Here is a 26956-nt window from a genome sequence, read left to right on the forward strand (position 1 = left end):
CCTGGACTAAAAGGAGGGAAAACTATGCATCGTGGAAAAGGGATGAAGTTTGTCGGAGATTCTCGTGTGCCGGCAAATCGTAAACCGAATATTCCAAAAGATTACTCAGAGTTTCCTGGAAAAACGGAAGCTTTCTGGCCAAACTTTCTATTAAAAGAATGGTTGGTAGGTTCTGTGTTTTTAATTGGCTTCTTAGCCTTAACTGTGGCGCACGAACCACCGCTTGAGAAAATTGCTGACCCGACGGATGCAGGATACATTCCTCTTCCTGACTGGTATTTCTTGTTTTTATACCAGCTGCTGAAATATGATTTCGCTTCTGGTCCTTATAATGTAATTGGTGCTTTCGTTATTCCTGGTATCGCGTTTGGCGCTTTACTGCTCGCACCATTTATCGACCGCGGACCTGCGCGCCGTCCTGGTAAACGACCACTTGCAACTGGATTTATGCTGCTCGGTGTCGCTGCAACGATTTTCCTTACTTGGGAATCAGTTGCATACCACGACTGGGAGAAGCAGAAGACACAGGGTGAAATTGTTGCAGAAGTGGAAATTAACACTGAAGCAGAAGGTTATGCAATATATGAACAGCAGGGCTGTATCAACTGTCATGGTGAAAACCTTGAAGGTGGAGCGGGACCTGCACTAGCTGAATCAGGTCTATCACCTGAAGAAATTGCTGAGATTGCAGTTAACGGTCAGGGCAATATGCCTGCCGGACTGTTCGAAGGTTCAGATGAAGAACTTCAGCAGCTTGCTGAATTCATATCAGATCCTGCAGCAGAATAATACGAAAAGAGCCGGTAGTTCCGGCTCTTTTTTTAATCAGATTTAGGAGAGATATTCAAACTGAGTAAACCATTTGACCTAGAGGTGAGTAAATGAAAGAATATATCTTCTCGTGGCTGTCAAACAGATATTTTTTAGTCCTTTTATTTATTGTGAATTTACTTGGCACGATTTACGGTTACTACTGGTACAAATTTCAGCTGGCTGAAACAGATCCCGTTTTTTTGATGTTCGTCCCGGATAGTCCAACAGCAAGTTTATTTTTTACAATTGTTATTTTTGGTTATTTAATTCACAAACAATGGCCGCTCATTGAAGCACTGGCTATTATCACTTTATTTAAGTATGGGATCTGGGCAGTAGTCATGAACTTTCTTACATGGGGAGTAACAGGAGAAATGTCTGCGGTTGCATGGATGCTTGTACTGTCTCATGCTGCAATGGCTGCTCAGGGGCTGTTGTATGCGCCTTTTTACAGGATAAAGCTTTGGCATATTGTTCTCGCTGCTGTATGGACATTTCATAATGATGTGATTGATTATGTCTATATGCAATATCCTGTTTATTCAAGATTGTCAGAAATGATCGATCATATTGGTTATTTCACGTTCTGGTTAAGCGTATGTTCTGTCTTAATTGCGTGGTATGTGGGAATATATCGAAAAGACTGGCAAAGGTCTTTACATACAACCTAATAACCGGCATAGCATAGGTCAAGGAGGAATGACTTATGCTTATTGCGGTGTCTAATATTCCGTTTATCGTGTTAAGTCTATTCACAGCATGTTCGATAATATCAGTACTCGGTTATGTCTCGTGGCGAAAATATGACAAAGAAAAAAAGAATGTGTCAGAGCGTGAACGTAATAATTGACAGTAAATTTAGTTCAAAGGTAAAATTTAATCAAACAATAATAATGGAGGGTCTGAATGGAAATCCTGATTTATTTTGCGCTGATTTTAATCCTGCCTTTATGGGCAAGCAGCCGTGTTAAGAAAACGTATAAGAAATACTCTAAAGTTCAGACAACTGCAAATATGACCGGTGCTGAAGTTGCACAGAGAATTCTTCATGAAAACGGAATTTACGATGTATCTGTAAAACCCGGTAAAGGATTTTTGAGTGACCATTATAATCCGAGAACAAAAGAAATTGTGCTCTCACCTGATAATTATCATGGAATGTCAGTTGCAGGAGCTGCAGTAGCAGCCCATGAAGTAGGACATGCCATTCAGGACGCAGAGAGTTATGCATTCTTAAGACTGCGTCATAAGCTTGTTCCTGTTGCAAATCTGGGCTCAAACTTTTCTTTTATCTTAATTATTGCGGGTATGCTCCTTGGTTCTATGGAATTTATGCTCGGTGGCATTATCTTCTTTGCAGCAGCAGTTCTCTTTCAGTTTGTAACACTGCCTGTAGAATTCAATGCATCGTCACGCGCGATGAATCAGATGATTGGGATCGGCTTAATTAGAAATGAAGAAGAACCGCATGCAAAAAAAGTACTAAATGCTGCAGCACTTACGTATGTAGCAGCTGCACTTGTTGCACTGCTTGAATTACTGCGATTCATTCTGATGTTCATTGGAATGAATGGAGACGATTAATAAAAAACACGGAAGCTTCTAGTTTGAAGCTTCCGTTTTCTTATGATTCGATCGGTTTTTTATTTTCATCGAGTGTAAATCCCTCGCCTAATACATCGTGTACATCCGTCACAGATACAAAGGCATGCGGATCTACTGATGTGATCAGGTTTTTGAGCCTGACCAGTTCATTTCTGCCAACGACGCAATATAATACCTCACGCTTCTCTTTGGAATAATGACCGTACCCCGACAAAACCGTAACGCCGCGATCCATTTCAGAAGCAATCAGATCAGCGATTTGCTTCTGGTGAGGGGAAATAATCATGGCACCCCTGGCTGTATAAGCGCCTTCCTGCATGAAATCAATCACTCTCGCACCAACAAATACCGCAACCAGCGTATACATACCTTCACGGTAATTCAAATAAGTGACAAGAGACAGTAAAATTACAGCTGCATCAAAGATAAACATCGTACGGCCCATGCTCCATCCCGCATACTTTTTTACGAGTCTCGCGATGATATCCACACCGCCGGTCGTCCCGCCATACCTAAAAATAATGCCAAGCCCTATACCAATTGATGCGCCTGCAAACAGTGCTGCCAAAAACAAATCATTTGAAAGTGGGATCGAGAATTGATAAATATAAAATAATTCGAGAAAAAGTGATACACTTAATGTGCCAAGCAGTGTATACAGAAAAGATCTTAGTCCCAGCAGCTTCCAGCCGATGATAAAGACCGGAATATTCAGCAGCAGATTCGTAATAGAAGGCTTCAGATCAAATATAAAGTATAATAATAGCGTAATCCCTGTAAAACCGCCTTCAGCCAGGTTGTTCTGAATGTTAAAATGAACGATACCGAAACTGAAGACGGCAGCACCAAACATAATAAAAAGTATATTTTTAATTTTTAATCCAAACAATTAAATCCCCCCTTATACATACGTTCAACATTATATGCTAATTGACGATCTATTAGCAATATCACGGAGGTAGAAAATGAAAGATCATGATTTTACTGTAAAGGAAATGCAAAAAGATGTAGATCAGTACATCAGTCAATTTAAAGAAGGGTACTTTAAACCCTTAACAATGCTAGCCCGGATGACAGAAGAGCTGGGAGAGCTCTCAAGAGAAATTAATCATCATTATGGTGAAAAACCGAAAAAAAATACTGAAGATGCAAGTACGATTGAAGAGGAACTTGGAGATTTACTTTTTGTCCTCACCTGCTTTGCCAATGAGCAGGGGATCAGCCTTGAAGATGCACACCATAAAGTAATGAATAAATTCAGAACCAGAGATAAAGATCGCTGGACTAAAAAGGAGGATCATTAATATGGCACAGGAAATTTCAGTCGTGATCGCAGGACCGCGTGGAAAAATGGGAAGAGAAGCGGTCAAGCTTGTAGAACAGACAGAAGGGTTAAAGCTGTCTGGCGTGATAGATAGACAATATAATCAGCAAGTGCTGTCAGAAATAGAAGGATTCAGCTCAGATGCTGTCATCTACACCAGCCCTGATGAATGCTTCGATACAGTAAAACCTGATGTATTGGTAGATCTTACAACACCGGAAACCGGATACCTGCATGCAAAAACAGCTTTACTTAACGGCGTAAGACCGGTTATCGGGACAACGGGTTTTTCACAGGAAGAATTGGAAGAATTAAAAGAACTTTCAAGAGAGCATCAATTAGGGACAATTATTGCACCGAACTTTGCGATTGGCGCAATTCTGATGATGAAATTCTCACAAATGGCAGCTAAATATTTTGAGGATGTAGAAATCATTGAAATGCATCACGATCAAAAACTCGATGCCCCATCCGGTACAGGATTAAAAACAGCTGAAATGATTAAAGAACAGCGGGTTAGTAAGCAGCAGGGACATCCTGATGAAAAAGAGACGGTCGATGGTGCCCGTGGCGGTGATGTTGATGGTATCCGCATTCATAGTGTCAGACTTCCCGGACTCGTTGCTCATCAGCAGGTCATGTTTGGCGGAGAAGGCCAACTTTTGACAATTAAGCATGATTCTCATGACAGAGGTTCATTTATGTCAGGTGTAAAGCTTTGTATTCATTCAGTCATGGATCTTAAAGAACTGGTCTATGGCGTGGAAAACATTATCGACTAAGGAGATGGTCACATGAATATTGCATTGATTGCACATGATGAAAAAAAAGAAGAGCTCTTAAAATTTGTAAATGAATTCAAAGATGAATTCGCTAAGCATCAGTTATTTGCGACAGGAACGACAGGGAAAAAAATAAATGAGCTCACCAACCTGCCTATTCACAGGTACAAATCTGGTCCACTTGGCGGCGACCAGGAAATTGGGGCGAGGATCGCAAATCAGGAGCTTGATGCGGTGTTCTTCTTCCGCGATCCATTGACTGCACAGCCTCATGAGCCGGACGTATCTGCACTTGTCCGACTTGGAGATGTCTATAATATTCCAATGGCCACGAATATCGGATCTGCTGTCATTCTTATTAAGGGAATTATTAGAGGGGACCTTGATCATGTGTAAGACGGATATTCTGGCGATTGGCGCTCATTCTGATGATGTAGAGATCGGGATGGGTGGAACGCTGGCGAAATGGATCAGTGAAGGAATGTCAGCAACCATTTGTGATTTAACGAAAGCGGAGCTGTCTTCAAACGGGACACCTGAAAACAGACTCATTGAGGCTGACAATGCAGCAAAGATTCTTGGAGTGAAAAGAAGAATAAATCTGGATCTTGGTGATCGTAAGTTTTCCGCTGACCAGCGCGCGATCGAACAGGTTGTCCGTGTGATCAGAGAAGTAAAGCCGAAAATGGTTTTTTCACCTTACTATGAAGACAGACACCCTGACCATGTTCATGCAGCAAAATTAGTAAAAGAAGCTGTATTTTCAGCAAGAATCAGAAATTATGAAACCGGTCAGGAACTGCATAAAACAATGCATTACTATTATATGATCAATGGCATACATAAGCCGGACTTTGTGATTGATATTACTCATTTTAAAGATCAGAAAGTGAAAGCTCTTTCTGCATTTGAGAGTCAATTTATGCCGGAGGGTGGAGTGAAGACGCCACTGACTGATGATTACATAGAAACAGTACTTTCAAGAGATAAGGTATTTGGCAAGGAAGTTGAAGTGAAAATGGCTGAAGGATTCAAAAGTGATAAGCCGTTATTAATAAATAAGGATATTGCAGGTGTGTAATGAAAAAAATGAAAATAGGTATTACATGTTATCCGACAGTAGGCGGATCAGGTGTAATTGCAACAGAACTTGGGAAATTGCTCGCTGAAAAAGGTCATCAGGTCCATTTTATTACATCAAGTATTCCTTTTCGCCTAAATAAGATGTATTCAAATATTTACTTTCATCAGGTAGAAGTTAATCACTATTCAGTGTTCCAGTATCCACCATATGATATCGCACTTGCGAATAAAATGGCTGATGTAATCGAGCGTGAAGAGCTGGATATTCTCCATGTCCACTATGCGATTCCACATGCAGTCTGTGCGATTATGGGCAAACAGATGGCGAAAAGCGACGTGAAGATTGTCACTACACTCCATGGCACTGATATTACAGTACTTGGCGTAGATGACAGTCTCACAAAAGCGATCAAATTCGGGATTGAAAAATCCGACCGTGTAACAGCTGTTTCCAATGCTTTAGTCAAGCAGACGAAGGATCTGATCGCGCCTGATAAAGAGATTGACGTGCTTTATAACTTTCTTGATGAAAGAATCTATAGAAAAGTACAGTCTGACTATTTAAAAAAGGATTATGGAATCGGGGAGAATGAAAAAATCATTATCCACGTCTCTAATTTCAGAAAAGTAAAAAGGGTACTTGATGTCGTCAGTGTGTTTGCACATATTAATAAAGAGCTGCCTTCAAAGTTAATTCTTGCAGGAGACGGCCCGGAAATGTCTGCTGTGCTTAAAAAAGTTGATGAGCTCGGTATTAAAGATCAGGTACTGTTTCTTGGCAAACAGGATAATCTTGAAGAGCTATATTCAATTAGTGATCTGATGCTATTACTTTCTGAGAAGGAAAGTTTCGGACTGGTGGCTCTAGAAGCGATGGCCTGTGGTGTTCCTTGTATTGGTACCGATGCCGGCGGAATACCGGAAGTCATTATGGACCGGAAAAACGGTTATATTTTCCCGGTGGGTGATACAGTATCAATGGGGAAAGCAGCTGTCAACCTTCTGAAGGATGAAGAACTTCACTCATCTTTCTCGCGGGAGGCGGTTGTAACGGTTCAAAATGACTTTCATTCAAGTAAAATCATTAGACAATACGAAGCGATGTACAATGAATTATTGAATGGGGACATGCAGAATGAATGAATTATTCACTCAGGCGCTCCCGGTTTTAAAAGAAATTGAAAGGCACGGATTTGAAGCCTATTTTGTTGGCGGCTGTGTTAGGGATTTTTATTTAAACAGAAACATCAATGATATTGATATTGCAGTGTCTGCTACACCGGAGGAAATCAAGAAGATTTTTAACCGGACAATCGATATTGGCATTGAGCACGGAACCGTCCTTGTCCTGCATGAGAGAGGTCAGTTTGAAATGACAACTTTCAGGACTGAAGGAACGTATTCTGACAGCAGAAGGCCTGATGAAGTTCAATTTGTCAGATCTCTTGAAGAGGATTTAAAAAGAAGAGATTTTACAATGAATGCAATGGCGTTATCATCAACTTATGCACTGACTGACCTTTTCGGTGGAAGAGAAGATATTAATAAAAATGAGATCCGTACTGTAGGTGCTCCGCGTGACAGGTTTGAAGAGGATGCGCTAAGAATGCTGAGAGCAATCCGATTTGTATCTCAGCTGAATTTTTCCATTGAAAAGAAAACGTATGAAGCGATACAGGCGCTTGCACCGCGTCTCTCATTCGTTGCAGTTGAAAGAATAACTGCTGAATTTGAAAAGCTGATCGGTGGGCCTGCTGCGGACAGAGCTTTATCTTATGCTGTAGAAACGGGATTGGCGGATTTTATGCCGCCACTTATCAATCAAAAAGTTGTGACCGCAGTGAGCAGAATGAATTATCACACGCTTACAGCAGATGAGCGCCTGGTGCTTTTACTGCTGGTTGGTCAAAATCAGGATATAAAGGAAATTTTGAAGCAGTGGAGGATGTCTAATAAAACAATTAAAAAATGCGTTTTATTAGCAGAATTAGTTGCGATCAGACATGAAAGATCATTTGAGAAAGCGGATATTTATTACTCAGGGTTTGATCAGATCAGGTCTGCCGAAAAAATAACTGCTGTGCTATTGGACAATCACTATGATGAAAGATGGCTTGAAGATTTATATCACGCTATGCAGATTAAATCTAAACAAGACCTCGCTTTTAAAGGCACGCATTTGATTAAATGGACAGGAAAAAAAGGCGGGCCATGGGTAAAAGAATGTACGGCTGAAATTGAAAAGAACATTTTAAATGGTGTGCTTAAAAATCAATTAAGTGACATAAAAGATTGGGTGGAGACAGAATGGCTTCGAAAATAAGAGAATCAATACTGGATGCACTCTCATCTGCAGAAGACAGCTATTTTTCCGGTCAGGAACTTGCAGATAAGGCAGGGTGCTCAAGAACGGCTATATGGAAGCATATAGAAGATTTAAGATCATCCGGATTTATCATAGAATCAAAACGGAAAAAAGGTTACCGGTTGCTTGGAAAAGCAGATGAATTAAATGAAAATAATCTGCTCGTCGGTCTAAAAACTGAGCGGCTTGGCAGAGCTGTTCACTTTTATGAGTCAGTGGAGAGCACACAAAAAATCGCTCATCGGCTTGCTCAGGAAAATGCAGCTGAAGGGACATTGGTGATTGCTGAGGAACAGGTTTCAGGAAGGGGAAGAATGGCACGTTCATGGCATTCACCGAAGGGAACGGGTATTTGGATGAGTTTATTGCTGAGACCCTCACTTCCTCCGCAAAAAGCCCCTCAGTTTACATTAATTGCTGCAGTCGCCATTGTAGAGGCAATTGAAAAAATATGCGGACTAACCGTTGATATAAAATGGCCGAATGATTTGCTGATCAACGGAAAGAAAGTAACTGGTATTTTAACTGAACTTCAGGCGGATAGTGAACAGATTCACTCGCTGATTGTCGGCATGGGAATCAATGTAAATCAATCTTCTGAGGATTTTTCAGATGAGATACAGCAGATTGCAACCTCACTTCATATTGAGAGCGGAAAGACATTTTCAAGAGCTGGAATTGTACAGGAGATCCTCTTTAATCTCGAAAAATATTATGCTGTTTATATTAAAGAAGGATTTGAGCCGATTAAAGAAGTGTGGGAAAAATATGCGATCACGATTGGAAAGCAGATTACTGCAAGAACATTAAACAATGAAATTAAAGGATTTGCTTCCGGGATCACAAATGAAGGCGTACTGAAACTGATAGATGAAAGCGGCAAAACACACCTGATCTACTCAGCTGATATTGAGTAGTTTTTATAGCTGGGAACCAGTTGGATCTGTTATACTGTGAGTGGGCAGTATCTTAAGTGAACTGCACCTTTGATTGAATAACTGTAATGATCTGCCTTGATCCATTATGTGACAGGGACAGAGGACCGGAATAACCTGCGGCATCCTTCTGTCTATCAGAAGGTTTTATTTATGTCTGCAGACATTTCGTTTCCCTCTGAAACAAAGGAGGAGAAAACATGAAAACAACAGCAGATTTTTTGAAAATGAAACAAAACGGTGAGAAAATTACAATGGTAACTGCGTATGATTACCCATCTGCTAAAGCGGCAGAACAGGCTGAGACGGATATGATCCTTGTTGGTGATTCTCTTGGCATGGTTGTACTTGGGTATGATTCAACAGTTCCGGTCACAATAGAAGATATGATTCATCACGCAAAAGCGGTCAGACGTGGCGCGAAAAATACATTTGTAGTAGTGGATATGCCATTTATGACGTATCACTTATCGCGGGAAGAGACGCTTAAGGCTGGTGCACGGATTATGCAGGAATCAGGTGCCGATGCTGTTAAAGTTGAAGGAGCAGGAAATGTCCTGCCAATGATTGAAGCGCTGGTTGAAAGTGGTATCCCTGTAATGGCGCACTTAGGATTAACTCCACAGAGTGCAGGCGTACTTGGTGGTTTTAAAGTTCAGGCTAAAACTGCAGCGCAGGGGAAACAGCTGATCAATGATGCACTCGATTGTGAACGCGCAGGTGCATTTTCAGTTGTGCTAGAGTGTATCCCGCAACAGATCACTGAGAAAGTGTCTGCAGAATGTCAGATCCCGACTGTAGGAATCGGTGCAGGGGTTCAATCAGATGGACAGGTACTGGTCTTCCATGACCTGATTGGATATGGTGATCATCGCGTCCCTAAATTTGTAAAAAAATATACGGAAGTTTATCCGGACATTATTCATGCAATCAGACAGTATAACAAAGAAGTGAAAAATCAGGAATTCCCGGCTGAATCACATTCGTTTAACCTGAAAGAAGAGGAAAAGATTTCACTCTATGGGGGAACGAAGTCGTGATTACAGTCAGCTCTGCAAAGGAAATGAAGAATATCATTCAAGATTTAAAAAAACAGGATAAAACGATTGGGTTCGTTCCAACAATGGGTTATTTGCACGAAGGTCATTTATCATTAGTTGATCAATCAGTCAGACAATGTGATATTACTGTCATGAGTATTTTCGTTAACCCTTTACAGTTTGGACCCGGTGAAGACTTTGAAAGATATCCGAGAGATCCAAAAAGAGATACACTGCTTGCAGAAAAAGCGGGTGTGGACATGCTCTTTTATCCTGATGTAAAAGAGCTCTACCCAACAGAACCGTCTGTAAAGGTAAAAGCAGTTGACCGTACCGAAGTACTCTGCGGCGCTTCAAGGCCCGGACATTTTGATGGCGTGGTAACTGTTTTATCAATTTTATTTAATATTGTAGATCCAGATAAAAGCTTTTTCGGACAAAAAGACGCGCAGCAGGTTGCAGTTGTTGAGGGTCTTACGAAAAGCCTTCATTTCCCGACTGAAATCATTCCCGTTGAGACTGTCCGGGAAGAAGATGGACTCGCAAAGAGTTCAAGAAATGTATATCTGAATGAAGTAGAACGGAAAGAAGCCCCTGCCATTTATCAGGCTTTAAATGCAAGTTCTGATATCTATAAAAGAAATGGCAGAAATGCGGCGATTGAGCACTTTAGACAAGCGCTTATAACAGTCAGCGGTGAAATTGATTATATTGAAATTCTGACCTATCCGGAACTGAAAGTCCCTTCTGAGTCAGATACCCGTCTGATTATAGCTGCAGCTGTGAAGTTCGAGCGCGCCAGATTAATCGACAATATCATATTTACGACTGAGGAGGAATCATGATGTTCAGAACGATGATGAGTGGAAAAATCCATAGAGCAAGAGTAACAGAAGCAAACTTAAATTATGTTGGCAGCATCACGATTGATGAAGACATTTTAGATGCAGTCGGCATGTATCCTAATGAAAAAGTTCAAATTGTAAACAACAATAATGGGGCACGTTTTGAAACATATATTATTAAAGGTAAGCGTGGCAGTGGGGTCATGTGTGTAAACGGCGCAGCAGCAAGGTTAGTCCAGGAAGGTGACGTGATTATCGTCATTTCATATATGATGGTTGAAAACGAAGCTGCCAGACACCACCAGCCTAAAGTGGCAATTATGAATGAGCATAATGAGATTACTGAGATGATCCATCATGAACCTGAAGCAACAGTGATGGGATAGAAATCGTATAAAGGCTGTGAGAGGTATGAGATCAGAAAAAATTGCAGTGGTGGATATTGAAACAACAGGAAATTCATACAGAAGAGGCGACCGCATGATTCAGATTGCGGTCGTTCTGATTGAAGACATGCAGATTACAGAGACATATTCATCATTTGTAAATCCAGTGCAGCCAATTCCTGCTTTTATCACTGAACTTACCGGTATATCAGATAAAGATATTAAAGATGCACCTGATTTTGACATGATTGCTCCCCGCATCCAGGAAATGCTGCAGGGGGCTGTTTTTGTTGCGCATAACGTTCAATTTGATCTGCCGTTTTTAAATGGTGAATTAATGAGTGCCGGCTATCAGGAATTCTCCGGACTAACCTGGGATACAGTTGAGTTATCGCGTGCACTGATGCCAGAGGCAGCCAGCTTCAAACTAGGTGATCTGACCGATAATCTGTCACTTGACCATGACCGCCCTCATCAGGCAGACAGCGATGCGCTTGCAACTGCTGAATTATTAATCAGCTTACATAATAAAGTGATGTCTCTGCCGTTAATTACAGTAGAACAACTCGCAGAACAATCTGCCTTTTTAAAAAGCGATCTGAGCCTCTTTTTTGAAGCTTGTATAGACGAAAAGAAAGAAAATTTATCGGATCTCCCGGAAGAGCTGGAAGTCTTCAGAGGAATTGCTGTGAAGAAAAAACAGTTTTATAAAAAGCAGAGTCAATTAACTGATTTTGAAATTGAGCCCTTTATCAGAGAGCTGGTTCCCGGCTATCAGAAAAGGGATGCGCAGCTCAATATGATTCATGATGTCTTATCTGCTTTTGATCAGGGGCTTCACGCAGTGATCGAAGCAGGAACCGGTGTTGGTAAGACGCTTGGTTTATTAATTCCTGCGATTAAAAAGGTCCGTGAAGGTAAAAAAGTGTTAATTACAACACAGACACTCCAGCAGCAGGATCAGCTGCTTATGACTGCTGAAAAAATAAACCAGCTGCTCGGTGACTCCGTGGCAACTGCAGTTCTTAAAGGAAGAAGCAATTATATTCATATGCTGAAGTTCGAGCAGTCTTTAAAAGAATTGGATCGCCAATATGATACTGTTCTTGCAAAAATGCAGCTGCTCACCTGGTTGACTGAAACTGAAACAGGCGATATAGATGAGCTGAATCTCTCTGGCGGAAGTCTATTGTACTGGAACAGAATCAGACATAGCGGCTGGTATCTGGATAAAAACCAGGATCCATGGGCTGAAAGGGATTTTTTCAGTTACTCTCTGATGAAGGCTGAACATTCAGACATTGTGATTACGAATCATTCAATGATTGCTGCTGATAAATACAAAGATGTACAGACGTTTCCGAGGTATGATTTTTTAATGATTGATGAGGCACATCATCTCGAAGACACTTGCAGAAATCAATGGGGAAGCAGACTTGACTATATGAAAATAAAGTTTGCGATCACAAGACTGACTGGCGGTCAGGAGGATGGAATATCTGAAAAGCTACATTTGATTCTGAAAAAATATAAGGTGAAATGTGACAGATTTATCCCTGATCGCTTTGAGAGGCTGAACCAGGAAACTGATGCATCTTTTTATCAGCTTGGCCAATATTTCAAAAATCATGTTAAACGTCAAAAAGGTATCCAAAAGCACAAACTGCTTTTGAATGATGAAACTGAACGTGACTGGACACATGTAAAATACAGTTTTGAGAGGCTGTTTTTCGAGCTGAAAAGCTGCCTGAAAGTGTTATCCGCACAGCTTGAAGCCATTGGCAAAAAGAAGAATGATTTGACTGTTAATGAAAAAGCCGCAGTTGAGGATGCAGGTGCGCTGGTTCAGGAATGGGAAAGACTGATTGAAGTGATCAGAATGCTTTTTATCAGAAAACAGGATGAGTATGTAAAGTGGATAGAAGGTGATTTGAGATCAGTTCCCGGCAGCCTGACGATTGTAGCAAATGAACTCGATCTTAAGCTGAAAATTCAGGATGCATTTTTTAATGATGATTGTCCTGCTGCAGCTGTAAGTGCGACAATTGCAGTGAATGACTCATTTAATCATTTTTTACAGACAACCGGTCTTGAAGGAAAGAAGCTTGTTTTAAAAAAGTATGAATCTCCTTTTGATTATCAGAACCATGTCAGGCTGATGGTGCCAAATGATCTGCCGGATATAAAAGCTGTGTCACCTGAAGAATATGTGGAATGGATTACAGGACATCTAGCGGTGATTGCTGAAGCGACGTCAGGCAGAATGTTAGTCCTCTTTACTTCCCATGAAATGCTCCGCAATACGTATGAACTGATAAAAGAAAGTCAGCAGATGGAGGATTTTGTATTAATCGCTCAGGGGATTTCAGCAGGTAGCAGGTCAAAGCTTTCAAAAAATTTCCGTAAATTTGATAAGGCTGTTTTATTTGGAACGAGCAGCTTTTGGGAAGGGCTCGATATTCCGGGTGAGGATCTGTCCTGTCTTGTCATGGTTAGGCTTCCGTTTTCTCCTCCTGATGAGCCGCTGATTAAAGCACAGTGGGAACGTGCAAAAAAAAGCAATAGAAACCCATTTCAGGAAGTATCCCTTCCAAAAGCAGTCCTCAGGTTCAGGCAGGGATTTGGAAGACTGATCAGACATGAAAATGACCGTGGTATTTTTATGGTGTTTGACAGACGGCTGCTCAGTGCTTCTTATGGTAAAGCTTTTACAGATTCAATTCCAAAAATGAAGGTTGAAGAAAAAAGTCTGGATGAATGCATCTTTGACATCGAAGAATGGTTGTAGACTGAATAAACCTGTTATACTGTTTATGATAAAACTGATGAAAGAAGTGAAGCTGATGGGTGAAAAGATTGAAATCATTTCAACAGTCACAGTAGATCATTCCAAGGATCTATATAAAATTGTAGACGCACTAAACCGCTCTTTAAAAAGAGATGATCTGATGTTCGGTCTTGCACTGGATCAACAGGATCAGTCAAAAGCAGTTTTTACGATTTACAGAACATAAGTGAGGGTTAATATGAAAAAATGGATACTCCTGTTAAGTGCTATCGTTGCAGTGTTTATCATCTGCTTTGCCTTAATTTTTTTCACTGCAAAGCAACAGGTTAACACAGAACTTGAAGTAGCTGAAGAAGCTGCCAGGTCAGCTGGGATGGATGTTTCAGACAGCTATCATTACCATGGCAGTGAAGCTTATTATGTTGTTTCCGGTAACGTTGAAGGATCAGATCAATTATTCTTTTATCCGGAGAACGACGAGCTTGACACTGTGCTGATTCCTTTTAAGGATGGTATCTCAGAAGAACAGGTTCTTGAAATGCTGTACAGTGATGATGAACCGCAAAAGATTCTTTCTTCTAAAATCGGGATGGAATCAGTGGGGCCTGTCTGGGAGATTGTATATGAAGATGAGGATGAGCTGCTGAATTATTATTATGTGAAATTTGAAAGCGGCGACTGGTGGAGAACGATTCGTAATCTATAAGGAGTGAAAATCATGAGAGAATTATTAGCAAACAGAGTAAAGTCTTTAACACCATCAACTACTTTAGCAATTACTGCAAAAGCGAAAGAGTTAAAAGCAGCAGGTAAAGATGTAATCGGCTTAGGGGCTGGGGAACCGGATTTTAATACGCCTGAACACATCATTGAAGCAGCTTACCAGTCAATGAAAAGCGGCGAAACAAAGTATACGCCTGCAGCGGGTACTGTTGCATTAAAACAGGCAATAGCAGATAAATTTAAGAGAGACCAGCATATTACATATGATCTTTCTGAGGTTTTTGTCGGCAGCGGAGCAAAGCATGTACTTTACTGTTTATTCCAGGCAATTCTGAATGATGGAGATGAAGTGATCATTCCGACACCTTACTGGGTAAGTTACCCTGAACAGGTGAAGCTTGCAGGTGGTAAACCTGTCATTGTGGAGGGAAAGGAAGAAAATCAGTATAAAGTAACTGCGGATCAGATTCTTAATGCCGCAGGTCCAAATACAAAAGCTGTCATTCTTAACTCACCCAGCAATCCGACAGGTATGGTCTATACAAAGGAAGAACTTGAAGCAATTGGACAGGCATGTATTGAAAAAGACCTTTTAATTGTTTCAGATGAGATTTATGAAAAGCTGCTTTATGATGGAACAGAGCATACGTCAATTGCAGAAATCTCACCCGCTTTAAAAGAGCAGACGATGATCGTCAACGGCGTCTCAAAGTCACATTCAATGACCGGCTGGAGAATCGGTTATGCTGCAGGCAGACAGGACCTGATCAAAGCAATGACAAACCTTGCAAGCCACTCAACTTCGAACCCGACTACGACTGCTCAATTTGGTGCGCTTGCTGCGTATGTTGGGCCTCAGGATGCAGTGGAAGAAATGCGGTCAGCGTTTGAAAGCCGCCTGAATAAGGTCTTTGATCAGGTCAATCAGATCCCTGGTTTCAGATGCATTAAACCGCAGGGAGCATTTTATTTATTTCCGAATGTGAAAGAAGCGGCATCAATCTGCGGATTTGATTCTGTCGATGAGTTTGCAAAAGACCTGTTAAGTGAAGCGAATGTAGCAGTAATCCCAGGGTCTGGCTTTGGTTCACCGGAAAACATCCGGTTATCCTATGCAACTGATCTGGAGTCTCTGGAAAAAGCTCTCTCAAGAATCAGTGATTACGTTGAAAATAAAAAACGCTGATTGAACCAGATACTTAACAAGGGTATAATACGTTAGTGATGAAACAATAGATTTTAATGTTCCTGGAGGGAAATCAAGTGAAAACATCTATAACTCAAGCCGGCAGCCACGTTGGAGAAGAAGTCACAATAGGCGCATGGCTCGCAAATAAACGTTCAAGCGGAAAGATCGCTTTCTTACAACTTCGTGATGGTACAGGATTTATTCAGGGAGTTGTTGTGAAAGCTGAAGTAGGAGAAGACATCTTCCAAAAAGCAAAATCTTTAACACAGGAATCATCAATTTATGTAACTGGTGTCATCAAAGAAGACACACGTTCTCCTTTTGGTTATGAAATGGACGTGAAAGATTTAACTGTCATTCATGAATCAACTGATTACCCAATCACACCAAAAGAGCACGGTACTGAATTCCTGATGGATCACCGTCATTTATGGCTTCGTTCAAACCGCCAGCACGCCGTGATGAAAATCAGAAATGAGATCATTCGTGCAACGTATGAATTTTTCAATAAAGAAGGCTTTGTAAAGGTTGATCCGCCTATTTTAACAGGCAGTGCGCCTGAGGGTACTTCAGAGCTTTTCCATACAAAATACTTTGAAGAAGATGCTTATCTCTCACAAAGCGGTCAGCTGTATATGGAAGCTGCTGCAATGGCACTTGGTAAAGTATTTTCATTCGGTCCGACTTTCCGAGCAGAAAAGTCTAAAACCCGTCGTCACCTGATCGAGTTCTGGATGATCGAACCTGAGATGGCTTTTTATGAGTTTGAAGATAACCTGGAAGTACAGGAACAATATGTATCATTTGTTGTTCAGTCAGTCCTTGAAAACTGCCAGCTCGAGCTGAAGAGACTTGGTAGAGATACTTCTGTACTTGAAAAAATCAAAGCACCATTCCCGCGTATTACGTATGATGATGCACTTAAGTTTCTTCATGAAAAAGGCTTTGACGATATTAAATGGGGAGATGACCTTGGAGCACCGCATGAAACAGCGATTGCTGAAAGCTATGATAAGCCTGTATTCATTACGCACTACCCAACAAGTCTAAAACCATTTTATATGCAGCCTGATGCAAATAACGAAGACGTCGTATTATGTGCTGACCTGATTGCTCCTGAAGGTTACGGGGAAATCATCGGCGGCTCAGAGCGTATTCATAATCTTGAGTTGCTTGAACAGAGAATCAAAGAGCACAATCTTGAACCAGAAGCTTATCAGTGGTACTCAGAACTTAGAAAATACGGTTCTGTACCTCATTCAGGATTTGGACTCGGGCTTGAAAGAACAGTAGCATGGATCAGCGGTGTGGAACATGTAAGAGAAACGATTCCATTCCCAAGACTTCTAAATAGACTATACCCTTAATGACAAATGACCGGATAAGCGATTAAAGCTTTTTCGGTCATTTTTCAACCTGAAAGGAGGGGACAGAATGACACAGCTTCCGCTTCAGAAGTGGATCAAAGAAGGATATACTGCAATTCCAGTCATGCTATTAAAATATTATAAAAAACTGAATCTGACAGAGACTGAAAGTATGCTTCTGATTCATCTGCATGCATTTATAGATAAAGGCAACCTTTTTCCAACGCCGGATGAGATTGCAGAAAGAATGACATTAACCTCTTCTGAATGTCTGAAAACTATTCAAAAGCTTGTGAAAAAAAACCTTCTTGAAATTAATGAAGGTGAGGAAGAAATAAAAACGGAGCATTATTCACTTGAACCTTTGTGGAATTGCATATTGACAGTGGCAGGGCAGGAGCAGTTCCAGGAAACAGTTGAGCAGACAATGGCGATGCAGACCGATCTTTATACAATGTTTGAACAGGAATTCGGGCGTCCGTTATCACCACTGGAATGCGAAACACTTGCCATGTGGATTGATCAGGATCATCATACACCGGAAATCGTTAAATCTGCGTTAAGAGAGGCAGTGATATCTGAAAAACTGAATTTCAGATATATTGACCGTATTTTATTTGAATGGAAAAAGAAAGGTATCAAGTCCCCGGAGGATGCAAAAAAACAGGGGGAGCAATTCAGAAAACCTAAAATTCAAACTGAAAAACCTCATGAGCCTGCACCTTTTTATAATTGGCTGGAGAACTGACAGGAAGTGAAATGATGCTGACAAAATCTCAAATCAGAGAATGTCTAGATGAAATGGAAAACATGTTCCCTGATGCACACTGTGAATTAATTCATGATAATGCATTTGAATTAACCATCGCTGTTTTATTATCGGCACAGTGTACAGATGCCCTTGTAAATAAAGTGACAAAGGATTTATTTAAAAAGTATAAAACACCTGAAGACTATCTGAATGTTTCTCTTGAGGAGTTACAACATGATATCAGGTCTATTGGATTATATAGAAATAAAGCTAAACATATACGAAATCTGTGTGAGAGGCTGATCGAGCATTATAATGGTGAAATACCGGCGGATCATAAGGAATTAACGACGTTACCAGGTGTGGGGAGAAAAACTGCAAATGTGGTCATGTCGGTAGCTTTTGACTGGCCTGCCATCGCTGTTGATACACATGTAGAACGTATATCGAAAAGGCTTGGGATTTGCAGGTGGAAAGATTCAGTTCTTGAAGTGGAAAATACGCTGATGAAAAAAATCCCCAAAGACGAATGGTCGGTAACGCATCACAGAATGATTTTTTTCGGCCGTTACCATTGTAAAGCTCAAAGGCCTGATTGCGTTAATTGTCCTTTGCTCCACCTGTGCCGTGAAGGGAAAAAAAGGCAAAAGAAACTGGAGCAGGAGATATGACGATGAACTTAAAACTGCCGGAGCAGTATAAGCATACTTTATTTTATTCATCACAAACTCACGAGATAGAAGTATCAGAAGATAGCAAATTTGACCCGTATTTTGCAGCTGATTTAATTGCGCTGCATCATGACGAAAAGCCCTGGGAAGCACTTGAGAAGTGGACAGGACTTATACAGGAAGAGTGGAATGATCTTTCAGCAGAGATGAGGCCATTATTTGAAGGACATGCCGATCAGACGTATGACCCGATGGTTAAAGGGCTATCATTATTCCTGACTCTTTTATATTGGACAAATGAAAAGCATGTATCGGTTTTAACATGGGAACAAGACATTAAAGAATTTGAAGTTTCAATCATGAACGCCCAGGAAAGAATATCATTTGTTATGAAACGGCCAGCTGTATATTTTTCTTTCATACAACTTGATGAAATGTTTCGTGAACTGTTGAAAACTTCAGCAAAATTTTCTGCAATAAGAAAAAGAAAGCGCGGAATTTAAACGTTCCGCGCTTTCTTTTTTATTCTTCTGAATCTGTAGTGTTATCAGAAGGTTCTTCTGAAGGCTGTTCAGTATTTTCGTCACCAGTATTATCTTCCTGGCCGGAATCCTGCTCTCCGTTACCTTCTGAGCCATTATTTCCATCGCCTTCATTACCCTGACCTTCACCATTTCCTTCTTCAGGATTTTGTTCATCCTGATTTTCATCGGCATTGTCTTCGGAATCTTCATCGTCCTCTGATTCTTCTTCAGTTTCCTCATCTTGTTCCTCATCTTCTGAACGGGCTATTTCAATATTTGTATTTGCTGAGCTGCTTCGTTCTTCATCTGCAATCGCTGTGACTGTGAATGTATAAGATGAACCTTCCTGTACCTGTTCGATATTCAAGCCATTTTGTGAAGTAACAGCCAGTTCACGTTCTTCACCGCCATCAACGCTGACGAGAACCTCAAACTCAACTTCCCGATCATCATTTTCATCCTGGCTGTGATCCCATGTCAGCTGGATTGAGCCACTTTCATTATCATACGCTGCTGACAGGTTGGAAGGGGCCTGCAGATCAGGCACTACGTATTCTTCAGAAACAGAAGTCGGTTCTGTTCCGCGAATAAATAGTTCTGTTGACTTCTGATCGTTAGGCGTGTATTCACTCGCAAGTTGAACAGGTGATGTTCCTTTTTCAATCTCAACTTCAACAACACTGTCAGGTTTCTCGAAATCAGGCGTTTCAATTCCTTCATGAACACCTCTCATAATATCTCTGAATAGATATTGAGATACCCAGCGGTCCTGAGGAGATAGATAGTTTTCATTTTGATTTGATGCATATCCAAGCCAAACCGCCGCAGTGTATTGTGTAGTAAATCCTGCAAACCATGAGTCAGGAGCACCATTAGACGGGATGTTATTTGCATTCAAGACATCACTTGGATAGTTAGTTGTTCCAGATTTACCAGCCAGCGGCAATCCATTCACCTGAGCAAGTTCACCAGTGGCACCAGGCTCAAGTACGTCTTTAAGCATATCAGCCATCATATAAGCTGTAGAATCTTTCATGACAACTTCTGATTCGGCTTCAAGTTCCATAGAAGAACCGTCTCTGAACTCAATGCTTGTTACAGAATGAGGCTCATTATAAACACCTTTATTACCAAAGGCAGCATAAGCGCCTGCCATTTCTAACGTGTTTGTTTCAGGCTCTCCTCCAATTGCAGCACTTTCACAAAGTACCTCTCCACAATTTTCTGTTTTGAAATCCCAGCCAAGATCTTTCAGGAATTTAGTTCCCTGTTCCTGACCAACTTCCAGATAAGCTTTAATCGCAGTAATATTTCGTGAATCTGCTAATGCATCTCTCATCGTCATCGGTCCTTTGAACTGACCGTCATAGTTATTTGGCGCAAAGCCATTTGAATATTCAAATGGTTCATCTACAATTGTGTGAGCCGTAGACCAGTCCAGGTACTCTATTGCAGGTGCATAGTCGAGCAATGGCTTGATTGCTGAACCGGGCTGGCGTGTCTGATCAGTTGCATAGTTGAAACCACGCTGGACTTCATCACCATAACCACGGCCTCCGCCAATGGCTCTGATGGCGCCGCTTTGAGTATCAAGTAAAGTTACGCCTGCCTGAGCCATTACATCATTCATATCTGCTGGAAATTGTATATTCCCATTGTTAAGTGTATTTTCAACGATCGTCTGTGCATTCGGATCAAGCGTTGTATTAATCTTCAATCCATCTTCATATGGATTAACATCTTCTAAGTTTTCAATTTCATCAAGGACAACATCTACAAATGCGTCATACTTAGATTCTTCTGCAGAAAGCTGCTGCCTTGGGTTACCTGACCCTTCACTTCTATCCACTACACCATCCATAATATCCATTTCAATTGCCTGGTTCATTTCCTCTTCAGAAATTTTACCGTGGTTATGCATTTGTCTCAATACAGTATCACGGCGTTCCTTAGCCAATTCAGGGTCTACATACAGATTGTAAGCATTAGGTCGCTGAGGAAGACCTGCTAAGTATGCTGCCTGATGAGTTTCCAAGTCAGCAAGGTCAGTACCGAAATAATACTGGGAAGCTGTGCGGATTCCATAAATCCCATCTGAATAGAAAATTTTATTTACATACATCTCAAAGATTTCTTCTTTCTCGTAATCCTGCTCGAGCTGATAGGCAAGCCATGCTTCCTGTGCTTTTCGCTCAAGAGATTTTTCAGGTGTCAGGACAGACTGCTTGATCACCTGCTGCGTTAGCGTACTCGCTCCTTCAGCACCAAAACCTTCAGTAATGTTAGCAAGTACCGCTCCCATCAAACGGAAAAAGTCAACGCCCTGATGTTCGTAAAAGCGGTTGTCTTCAATTGCCAGGACTGCATTTTCGACTTTGGGTGGAATTTCATCATAGGATACGAATTCCCTGTTTTCAGCACCAATTCTTGCAAACACGTCACCGTTTACATCAAGCAGCTCTGTTGTAATCGGATCAATAAAATCTTCTTCATTTAATTCAGGTGCCTGTGAAGCATAATATGCAAACAGTCCACCACCAAATAAAAGGCCGGCTAATCCGACTATCAATACGGTTATGAAAATCTTTTTAAAAATTGATCCTTTTTTCTTCTTTTTATTTTTCGATTTGGAATTTCTTTGCGCATTCCTTTTTTCTTCGCGTGATTTATAATCAGCCATTTAACATTTCCTCTCTTTCAAAGCTCTATCAGCAAATGATCTATAATTTTAAGATAATCTATTCTGGGGTGCAAGCCTAAAGGGATAGAGTAAGATGTTTCCTCTATTTCTTTTTTGGTCATCGACTTTCTACCGCCTTTTAACATCCTCTCCCAAAAGAGATTTAATTCTCTGTAAGGCATGAGGAATATTTCTTCAGATATAGAAAATCTGATGATCACAAAAGCAATTCCCTTTTGTGCAGCAACCTGTTTCATATGATCAAGCTGATGCTGGTGAAAATTCTGTAGTGGAAAAGATGTACGGTTCCTCGTTTCTTTTGCCTCAAAATCGATGTAGTATCCGTTATATACGCCATTATAGTCAGTAGTGGAAGCCTGCTTAAAATAAGCTTCTTTGATCACAGCAGCGCTTCTTTTCGGGTAATCTACATTCACAATCTGAACCGGCACCGGCTTTTTATGGATAACCGCAATTCCTGCATGAACATAATATTCATTCGTTTCATTCAGGTCTTCTTCGAGGGTCATACCTCTTTTTCCGTGAGAATAAGATTTTTCTTTTTTTACCAGACTTTTATTTTTCTTTACGGGACTGAATTTTTTCCCATTTGGATAATGAAATTCCATGCTTAACACCTCACCTGAACATCATACCACAAGCATGATCAGGTCAAACTGATCGGGTCTGAACATTAGACGTATTTATATCAATTGAAGTTACAGTTTTGTATTCGTTTGTTAAACTATCAGTATAACAGGATTGAGGTGTTACATTTGAAAACGGCTAAGATTTTAGAACAAACAAACCAGTTAATTGATATAACGAGGCAGGCGGATCACGAATATAACAATAGAAGAGAATCAAAAGTGAAGGGTGATTTTTATCAGGAGGTAAAACCGTTCGCAGATGATGCGCATGAAATTTTAAAAGAATGGAAAGAATCAGCATCTGCATTTTTGATTGAGCAGCCTAGGAAAAATATTCATCAGAATCAGATTGCTGCGACAGCTGAAAATATTGAATTAGTTGTGGTCCAGTGTTTTTTCCCTGAAACAAGTTATAAACGTTTTAAAAGCTATATACAATCATGCCTTTACGTATTAGAACAGTTGAGTGCGATTTTAGAGGATCATTAGAACTGCTGTAGGCATATGTTATTAAAAAAGGGGAATGACTATGTACTTTTGTCCATATTGTGGTCGTCCGTACCATCCCGACAGCTTTAAGGAACCCGAGCAAACAAAAGATAAAAAACCGAGAGTAGACATTAATAATATTATGTCAACCTGTAATCAATTTGTCAGCACGTGCAGCCAGGCTAACCAGCTGATTTTATCAATTACGAAGGCAATAAGACCTTAAGGCGCATAGTTGCCTTAAGGAATATATGTTCGTATAATGGGTATACAGAGGTGATCGCATGCGTAAAAAGACGCTCAGTGAAATCGCAGAAAGTTTTAGACAAAATCGTGAAATTTCAGATCAAATTATTAAATGGCATACAATAGAACCTAAGGAAGCGGTATACTCCCCGCTTCCGAACCGCGTTCACCCTGATTTACTAAAAGCACTGGAACGCAGAGGAATAGGGCAGCTTTACTCACATCAGTCTGAAGCGTTTGAATCAGTCAGTAAAGGCCATTCGATTACTGCTGTTACACCAACAGCATCCGGGAAAACGCTTTGTTACAATCTTCCTGTCATCCATCAGATTATGAATGACAAATACAGCCGTGCTTTATATATCTTCCCGACAAAAGCACTCGCACAGGACCAGAAAACCGAACTGAATGAACTGCTTGAGTTAGCAGAGGCCCAGATCAATTCCTATACTTATGATGGCGACACCCCGGCTGGAATCCGTCAGAAGGTTCGTAAAGCCGGTCATATAGTGATTACAAATCCTGATATGCTGCATTCAGCGATACTTCCACATCATACAAAGTGGGTATCGCTTTTTGAGAATCTTAAATATGTCGTAATTGATGAACTTCATATTTATCGCGGGGTTTTTGGCAGTCATGTCGCAAATGTAATCAAGCGGTTAAAAAGGATTTGTAAGTTTTACGGAAGTGATCCGGTATTTATATGTACGTCAGCAACCATTGCCAACCCTAAAGAGCTTGCAGAAAATCTGACCGGTAAAGCAATGAAACTGATCGATCAAAACGGCGCGCCATCAGCTAAAAAGCACTTCGTGTTTTATAACCCTCCGGTTGTGAACCATCAGATGAATATCAGACGGAGCGCCACTTTAGAAGTTAGAAGGATCGCAGGTTTACTGTTAAAAGAAAAAATTCAGACCATTGTATTTGCCAGAAGCAGAGTAAGAGTTGAAATTATACTTACTTATTTACAGGAACTGGTCAAAAATGAGCTGGGACCAAAATCAATCAGGGGCTACCGTGGAGGATATCTTCCTACTCAACGAAGAGAAATCGAGAAAGGTCTCCGGACAGGGGACGTATACGGCGTCGTCAGTACCAACGCATTGGAACTCGGTGTGGATATTGGACAACTTCAGGCCTGTGTCATGACCGGGTACCCGGGAACCATCGCGAGCGCCTGGCAGCAGGCAGGTCGCGCAGGACGAAGACAGGGGGAAGCTTTAATTATCATGGTGGCGAGCTCGAGTCCGCTTGATCAGTTTGTGATCCAGCATCCGGACTATTTTTTAGAAGCTAGTCCGGAAACTGCAAGAATTAACCCTGAAAATATTATCATCATGCTTGATCATTTAAAGTGTGCAGCATTTGAACTGCCTTTTGAACAGGACGAGCTTTTTGGAGAGATTGACCCTGCCGACCTGCTCGAATACCTGACCGAAGAACGCGTACTGCATTTTTCAGGAGGAAAGTGGCATTGGATGAATGACGCTTTTCCCGCGCATAACATCAGTCTTCGTTCAGCTTCCCAGGAAAACGTCGTGATCATAGATCAAACCGAAACCGCAGATCACAAGGTGCTTGGTGAAATGGACCGCTTCAGTGCAATGACGCTGCTGCATGATGAAGCCATTTATCTTCATCAGGGCGTTCAATATCAGGTTGAATTTCTTGATTGGGAAGAGAAGAAAGCTTTCGTCAGAGAAGTTGAAGTCGATTACTATACAGATGCTAATCTTGCCGTTCAGTTATCTGTCCTGGAAGAAGATAAATGTAAAGATACCGATCATGCCAGGGTTTCCTACGGTGATGTGTCAGTAAGGGCAATGGCAACGATCTTTAAGAAAATTAAATTTGATACACATGAAAACATCGGTTCCGGTCCGATTGATCTTCCGGAAGAGGAGCTACACACAAGTGCTGCATGGTTCGCATTAAGTGAAGATCTTCACGAAATGACTGATGAGCGTATTGAACAGGGTCTCATTGGTGCTGCACATGCATTAAAGGCAATTGTCCCGGTGTATGTTATGTGTGACCCTCAGGATATTCAGATTACGCCACAGGTGAAAGCAGTGCATAATCAATTACCAACTATTTTCATTTATGACCGTTATCCGGGCGGAATCGGATTGAGTGAAAAAGTATACGAAACAGGCAGCACGCTGATCAGAGAGGCAGCATCATTAGTGAAGGAATGCCATTGTGAGCAGGGATGTCCTTCCTGCGTAGGAACCGAGATTTCATTCACTGGTGGAAAAAAGGATGCTTTTACACTGCTTACATTATTTGCGGATGCGATGGAGAGTAATGCAAATGGATCTTAAAAAGAAACTCGCAAGAATGAAACCACATCTGAATCAGAGTGAGGAAAAACCCTTAATTAATGCTGAAAAACTGCCTCATATGGATATTTGGAAAGAAAATCATACAGATGTCTTTACTTATGAGGATCAGCATTGTCTGATCAGAGAAGTTCATTTCCCGGTAAATTATCAGCATGGGCAATACCTGCTTTCGGATTTTTTAAACGTTGTTGAAGCATGGAATCGGACTGACTTTAACCATTCTTTGTCTGCACAAGGCTATCAAGCTCAGGATCTATTCTTTTTTGATACAGAAACAACTGGTTTAAGCGGAACAGGGACTTCAATTTTCCTGCTTGGATATGCGAAGTTTGAGAGGGATAAATTAGTTTTAAAACAGCATATTTTAACTGACCCTTCTAATGAAATTGCGCTATATTTAAGTTTTTTAGAGAATGTTAATTATGAAACACTTGTCACCTTTAATGGTAAGTCATTTGACTGGCCGCAGGTACAATCCCGTCATACGCTGATTCGAAACCATGTACCAAAATTACCTCAAACAGGTCATTTTGATTTATATCATGCTGCAAAAAGGATTTGGAAAAGCAGTTTGAAGTCACTGAAACTAAAAAGTCTGGAGGAAGAGAAGCTCGGATTTCAAAGAAAAGACGACATACCGGGGTATCTTGCTCCTGCCATTTACTTTGATTTTGTAGAAAGAAAGCACCCTGAGGGGATGCTGAAAGTGCTTGATCATAATGAAAAAGACATTTTATCTTTAATCACTTTGTACACCCACATCAGTTTACAGCTGCTTGGAACTGATCAGCATCAGAACAGTATAGAAAAGCTGGAAACAGGAAAGTGGTTTAAAAAAGAAGGAGAATATCAGCGTTCAGAGAAATATTTAAAAGATTCTTATGAAATGGACCAGAATCCTTCAGCTGCTTTTCACCTGGCATTTGAATATAAAAAACAGCAGCAGTTCAATCATGCAGTAGAGTTATTCAATATTTCCCTTGAAAAAGGACTTCCCAAAGAGCAGAGGATTTCAGCAATTGAGATCTCAAAAATATATGAACATAAAGAAAAGGATTTCAGCGGGGCCTATTTCTACGCTGCTAAGGCGATAAAAGCCCTTGATGCTGAAACGATGAAAGAAGAACAAAAACAAAAAAATCTTGATCATATTAAGCACAGGTTAAACCGTATTTCCGGGAAATTAAGTGGAAATAAATAAAATAATATTTCCCGGGGAAGCGCATAATACGACGATTAAAACAGCTTTTCTCCAATCTAAATCAACAGGAAAACAGCTCAAGTTACAGAATTGTCACAAAATAGACAAGAATCTATGTTTGCTAGGTGGTTGTTTACTTTTCGAAACA

Annotated in this window: 28 protein-coding genes; 25 read left to right on the plus strand and 3 right to left on the minus strand. The window is 40.8% G+C overall.

Features of this window, described 5'->3' with window-relative positions; translation table 11 throughout:
- Window positions 1-24: 24 nt before the first annotated feature.
- From ACH6CZ_RS02585 to ACH6CZ_RS02600, 4 genes are all read left to right on the plus strand, one after another.
- Entirely contained in the window at window positions 25-789 is a 765-nt protein-coding gene (locus ACH6CZ_RS02585; RefSeq protein WP_374095857.1) for a menaquinol-cytochrome c reductase cytochrome b/c subunit, read from the plus strand.
- Window positions 790-881: 92 nt separating this feature from the next.
- Entirely contained in the window at window positions 882-1484 is a 603-nt protein-coding gene (gene lhaT, locus ACH6CZ_RS02590) for a lipoprotein heptaprenylglyceryl N-acetyltransferase LhaT (protein WP_374095858.1), read from the plus strand.
- Window positions 1485-1519: 35 nt separating this feature from the next.
- The gene (locus ACH6CZ_RS02595; protein WP_374095859.1) at window positions 1520-1663 is read left to right on the plus strand and encodes a hypothetical protein; all 144 of its coding nucleotides are present in this window, start codon (window positions 1520-1522) and stop codon (window positions 1661-1663) included.
- 56 nt (window positions 1664-1719) lie between these two features.
- Entirely contained in the window at window positions 1720-2397 is a 678-nt protein-coding gene (locus tag ACH6CZ_RS02600; RefSeq protein ID WP_374095860.1) for a zinc metallopeptidase, read from the plus strand.
- A gap of 40 nt (window positions 2398-2437) precedes the next feature.
- On the opposite strand, the gene ACH6CZ_RS02605 is transcribed toward ACH6CZ_RS02600, so the two are convergent.
- On the minus strand, window positions 2438-3307 hold the full coding sequence (locus ACH6CZ_RS02605; protein WP_374095861.1) for a YitT family protein: 870 nt from the start codon (window positions 3305-3307) through the stop codon (window positions 2438-2440).
- A gap of 76 nt (window positions 3308-3383) precedes the next feature.
- Here ACH6CZ_RS02605 and ACH6CZ_RS02610 point away from each other — a divergent pair, with 76 nt between their 5' ends.
- The 18 genes from ACH6CZ_RS02610 to ACH6CZ_RS02695 all read left to right on the plus strand — a co-directional run bounded on the left by ACH6CZ_RS02610 (window position 3384) and on the right by ACH6CZ_RS02695 (window position 19170).
- Window positions 3384-3722, plus strand: a complete 339-nt coding sequence (locus ACH6CZ_RS02610) for a nucleotide pyrophosphohydrolase (protein ID WP_374095862.1) — start codon at window positions 3384-3386, stop codon at window positions 3720-3722.
- 1 nt (window position 3723) lies between these two features.
- Window positions 3724-4524 (plus strand): 4-hydroxy-tetrahydrodipicolinate reductase, encoded by an 801-nt coding sequence (gene dapB / locus ACH6CZ_RS02615; RefSeq protein WP_374095863.1) that lies wholly within the window; start codon window positions 3724-3726, stop codon window positions 4522-4524.
- Window positions 4525-4536: 12 nt separating this feature from the next.
- Complete coding sequence (gene mgsA, locus ACH6CZ_RS02620; RefSeq protein ID WP_374095864.1) at window positions 4537-4920, plus strand: methylglyoxal synthase; 384 nt, start codon at window positions 4537-4539, stop codon at window positions 4918-4920.
- Complete coding sequence (bshB1, locus tag ACH6CZ_RS02625; RefSeq protein WP_374095865.1) at window positions 4913-5605, plus strand: bacillithiol biosynthesis deacetylase BshB1; 693 nt, start codon at window positions 4913-4915, stop codon at window positions 5603-5605. Before mgsA ends, bshB1 begins: the two co-directional genes overlap by 8 nt.
- On the plus strand, window positions 5605-6750 hold the full coding sequence (bshA, locus tag ACH6CZ_RS02630) for an N-acetyl-alpha-D-glucosaminyl L-malate synthase BshA (RefSeq protein ID WP_374095866.1): 1146 nt from the start codon (window positions 5605-5607) through the stop codon (window positions 6748-6750). Before bshB1 ends, bshA begins: the two co-directional genes overlap by 1 nt.
- Complete coding sequence (locus ACH6CZ_RS02635; protein ID WP_374095867.1) at window positions 6743-7930, plus strand: CCA tRNA nucleotidyltransferase; 1188 nt, start codon at window positions 6743-6745, stop codon at window positions 7928-7930. Before bshA ends, ACH6CZ_RS02635 begins: the two co-directional genes overlap by 8 nt.
- On the plus strand, window positions 7915-8889 hold the full coding sequence (locus ACH6CZ_RS02640; RefSeq protein ID WP_374095868.1) for a biotin--[acetyl-CoA-carboxylase] ligase: 975 nt from the start codon (window positions 7915-7917) through the stop codon (window positions 8887-8889). The genes ACH6CZ_RS02635 and ACH6CZ_RS02640 overlap by 16 nt, the downstream gene beginning before the upstream one ends.
- Window positions 8890-9107: 218 nt before the next feature.
- Window positions 9108-9947 carry a 3-methyl-2-oxobutanoate hydroxymethyltransferase gene (gene panB, locus ACH6CZ_RS02645; protein WP_374095869.1) on the plus strand — a complete coding sequence of 280 codons (840 nt, stop codon included), beginning with the start codon at window positions 9108-9110 and terminating at the stop codon, window positions 9945-9947.
- Complete coding sequence (gene panC / locus ACH6CZ_RS02650) at window positions 9944-10792, plus strand: pantoate--beta-alanine ligase (protein ID WP_374095870.1); 849 nt, start codon at window positions 9944-9946, stop codon at window positions 10790-10792. Before panB ends, panC begins: the two co-directional genes overlap by 4 nt.
- Window positions 10792-11178, plus strand: coding sequence for an aspartate 1-decarboxylase (gene panD, locus ACH6CZ_RS02655; RefSeq protein WP_374095871.1), 387 nt, complete (start codon window positions 10792-10794; stop codon window positions 11176-11178). Before panC ends, panD begins: the two co-directional genes overlap by 1 nt.
- A gap of 25 nt (window positions 11179-11203) precedes the next feature.
- A complete protein-coding gene (gene dinG, locus ACH6CZ_RS02660; RefSeq protein ID WP_374095872.1) occupies window positions 11204-13966 on the plus strand; it encodes an ATP-dependent DNA helicase DinG in 2763 nt (920 codons plus the stop codon).
- A 55-nt stretch (window positions 13967-14021) separates the two neighbouring features.
- Window positions 14022-14192 carry a YpmA family protein gene (locus ACH6CZ_RS02665; RefSeq protein ID WP_374096506.1) on the plus strand — a complete coding sequence of 57 codons (171 nt, stop codon included), beginning with the start codon at window positions 14022-14024 and terminating at the stop codon, window positions 14190-14192.
- Between the two features lie 12 nt (window positions 14193-14204).
- The gene (locus ACH6CZ_RS02670) at window positions 14205-14672 is read left to right on the plus strand and encodes a hypothetical protein (protein WP_374095873.1); all 468 of its coding nucleotides are present in this window, start codon (window positions 14205-14207) and stop codon (window positions 14670-14672) included.
- Between the two features lie 12 nt (window positions 14673-14684).
- The gene (locus ACH6CZ_RS02675) at window positions 14685-15875 is read left to right on the plus strand and encodes a pyridoxal phosphate-dependent aminotransferase (RefSeq protein ID WP_374095874.1); all 1191 of its coding nucleotides are present in this window, start codon (window positions 14685-14687) and stop codon (window positions 15873-15875) included.
- 77 nt (window positions 15876-15952) lie between these two features.
- On the plus strand, window positions 15953-17245 hold the full coding sequence (gene asnS / locus ACH6CZ_RS02680) for an asparagine--tRNA ligase (RefSeq protein WP_374095875.1): 1293 nt from the start codon (window positions 15953-15955) through the stop codon (window positions 17243-17245).
- Window positions 17246-17312: 67 nt separating this feature from the next.
- Window positions 17313-17993: a DnaD domain-containing protein gene (locus tag ACH6CZ_RS02685; protein WP_374095876.1), complete on the plus strand. Its 681-nt coding sequence runs from the start codon at window positions 17313-17315 to the stop codon at window positions 17991-17993.
- 14 nt (window positions 17994-18007) lie between these two features.
- Entirely contained in the window at window positions 18008-18667 is a 660-nt protein-coding gene (gene nth, locus ACH6CZ_RS02690) for an endonuclease III (RefSeq protein ID WP_374095877.1), read from the plus strand.
- Between the two features lie 2 nt (window positions 18668-18669).
- On the plus strand, window positions 18670-19170 hold the full coding sequence (locus ACH6CZ_RS02695; protein ID WP_374095878.1) for a YpoC family protein: 501 nt from the start codon (window positions 18670-18672) through the stop codon (window positions 19168-19170).
- Window positions 19171-19189: 19 nt separating this feature from the next.
- Here ACH6CZ_RS02695 and ACH6CZ_RS02700 read toward each other — a convergent pair whose 3' ends face one another.
- Both ACH6CZ_RS02700 and recU read right to left on the minus strand, forming a co-directional pair.
- Window positions 19190-21871 carry a PBP1A family penicillin-binding protein gene (locus tag ACH6CZ_RS02700; RefSeq protein WP_374095879.1) on the minus strand — a complete coding sequence of 894 codons (2682 nt, stop codon included), beginning with the start codon at window positions 21869-21871 and terminating at the stop codon, window positions 19190-19192.
- 17 nt (window positions 21872-21888) lie between these two features.
- Window positions 21889-22500: a Holliday junction resolvase RecU gene (recU, locus tag ACH6CZ_RS02705; RefSeq protein ID WP_374095880.1), complete on the minus strand. Its 612-nt coding sequence runs from the start codon at window positions 22498-22500 to the stop codon at window positions 21889-21891.
- A 147-nt stretch (window positions 22501-22647) separates the two neighbouring features.
- Between recU and ACH6CZ_RS02710 the strand changes: the two genes are divergently transcribed.
- The 3 genes from ACH6CZ_RS02710 (at window position 22648) to ACH6CZ_RS02720 (ending at window position 26808) form a co-directional block, all read left to right on the plus strand.
- A complete protein-coding gene (locus ACH6CZ_RS02710; protein WP_374095881.1) occupies window positions 22648-23010 on the plus strand; it encodes a YppE family protein in 363 nt (120 codons plus the stop codon).
- 284 nt (window positions 23011-23294) lie between these two features.
- On the plus strand, window positions 23295-25586 hold the full coding sequence (locus tag ACH6CZ_RS02715) for a DEAD/DEAH box helicase (protein WP_374095882.1): 2292 nt from the start codon (window positions 23295-23297) through the stop codon (window positions 25584-25586).
- Window positions 25576-26808 carry a ribonuclease H-like domain-containing protein gene (locus ACH6CZ_RS02720; protein WP_374095883.1) on the plus strand — a complete coding sequence of 411 codons (1233 nt, stop codon included), beginning with the start codon at window positions 25576-25578 and terminating at the stop codon, window positions 26806-26808. Before ACH6CZ_RS02715 ends, ACH6CZ_RS02720 begins: the two co-directional genes overlap by 11 nt.
- The last annotated feature ends 148 nt before the right edge of the window (window positions 26809-26956 follow it).

Source organism: Jeotgalibacillus sp. JSM ZJ347, assembly GCF_044383825.1.
Lineage (GTDB): Bacteria > Bacillota > Bacilli > Bacillales > Jeotgalibacillaceae > Jeotgalibacillus.

Coding starts and splice junctions, on each gene's coding strand:
- ACH6CZ_RS02635 (WP_374095867.1), top strand. CDS start 6,743: ATGAATGAATTATTCACTCAGGCGCTCCCGGTTTTAAAAGAAATTGAA.
- panD (WP_374095871.1), top strand. CDS start 10,792: ATGTTCAGAACGATGATGAGTGGAAAAATCCATAGAGCAAGAGTAACA.
- ACH6CZ_RS02600 (WP_374095860.1), top strand. CDS start 1,720: ATGGAAATCCTGATTTATTTTGCGCTGATTTTAATCCTGCCTTTATGG.
- ACH6CZ_RS02670 (WP_374095873.1), top strand. CDS start 14,205: ATGAAAAAATGGATACTCCTGTTAAGTGCTATCGTTGCAGTGTTTATC.
- lhaT (WP_374095858.1), top strand. CDS start 882: ATGAAAGAATATATCTTCTCGTGGCTGTCAAACAGATATTTTTTAGTC.
- ACH6CZ_RS02665 (WP_374096506.1), top strand. CDS start 14,022: ATGGGTGAAAAGATTGAAATCATTTCAACAGTCACAGTAGATCATTCC.
- bshB1 (WP_374095865.1), top strand. CDS start 4,913: ATGTGTAAGACGGATATTCTGGCGATTGGCGCTCATTCTGATGATGTA.
- ACH6CZ_RS02610 (WP_374095862.1), top strand. CDS start 3,384: ATGAAAGATCATGATTTTACTGTAAAGGAAATGCAAAAAGATGTAGAT.
- panB (WP_374095869.1), top strand. CDS start 9,108: ATGAAAACAACAGCAGATTTTTTGAAAATGAAACAAAACGGTGAGAAA.
- dapB (WP_374095863.1), top strand. CDS start 3,724: ATGGCACAGGAAATTTCAGTCGTGATCGCAGGACCGCGTGGAAAAATG.
- ACH6CZ_RS02695 (WP_374095878.1), top strand. CDS start 18,670: ATGAACTTAAAACTGCCGGAGCAGTATAAGCATACTTTATTTTATTCA.
- ACH6CZ_RS02585 (WP_374095857.1), top strand. CDS start 25: ATGCATCGTGGAAAAGGGATGAAGTTTGTCGGAGATTCTCGTGTGCCG.
- bshA (WP_374095866.1), top strand. CDS start 5,605: ATGAAAAAAATGAAAATAGGTATTACATGTTATCCGACAGTAGGCGGA.
- ACH6CZ_RS02640 (WP_374095868.1), top strand. CDS start 7,915: ATGGCTTCGAAAATAAGAGAATCAATACTGGATGCACTCTCATCTGCA.
- ACH6CZ_RS02675 (WP_374095874.1), top strand. CDS start 14,685: ATGAGAGAATTATTAGCAAACAGAGTAAAGTCTTTAACACCATCAACT.
- dinG (WP_374095872.1), top strand. CDS start 11,204: ATGAGATCAGAAAAAATTGCAGTGGTGGATATTGAAACAACAGGAAAT.
- nth (WP_374095877.1), top strand. CDS start 18,008: ATGCTGACAAAATCTCAAATCAGAGAATGTCTAGATGAAATGGAAAAC.
- ACH6CZ_RS02720 (WP_374095883.1), top strand. CDS start 25,576: ATGGATCTTAAAAAGAAACTCGCAAGAATGAAACCACATCTGAATCAG.
- ACH6CZ_RS02715 (WP_374095882.1), top strand. CDS start 23,295: ATGCGTAAAAAGACGCTCAGTGAAATCGCAGAAAGTTTTAGACAAAAT.
- ACH6CZ_RS02700 (WP_374095879.1), bottom strand. CDS start 21,871: ATGGCTGATTATAAATCACGCGAAGAAAAAAGGAATGCGCAAAGAAAT.
- ACH6CZ_RS02595 (WP_374095859.1), top strand. CDS start 1,520: ATGCTTATTGCGGTGTCTAATATTCCGTTTATCGTGTTAAGTCTATTC.
- ACH6CZ_RS02685 (WP_374095876.1), top strand. CDS start 17,313: ATGACACAGCTTCCGCTTCAGAAGTGGATCAAAGAAGGATATACTGCA.
- mgsA (WP_374095864.1), top strand. CDS start 4,537: ATGAATATTGCATTGATTGCACATGATGAAAAAAAAGAAGAGCTCTTA.
- recU (WP_374095880.1), bottom strand. CDS start 22,500: ATGGAATTTCATTATCCAAATGGGAAAAAATTCAGTCCCGTAAAGAAA.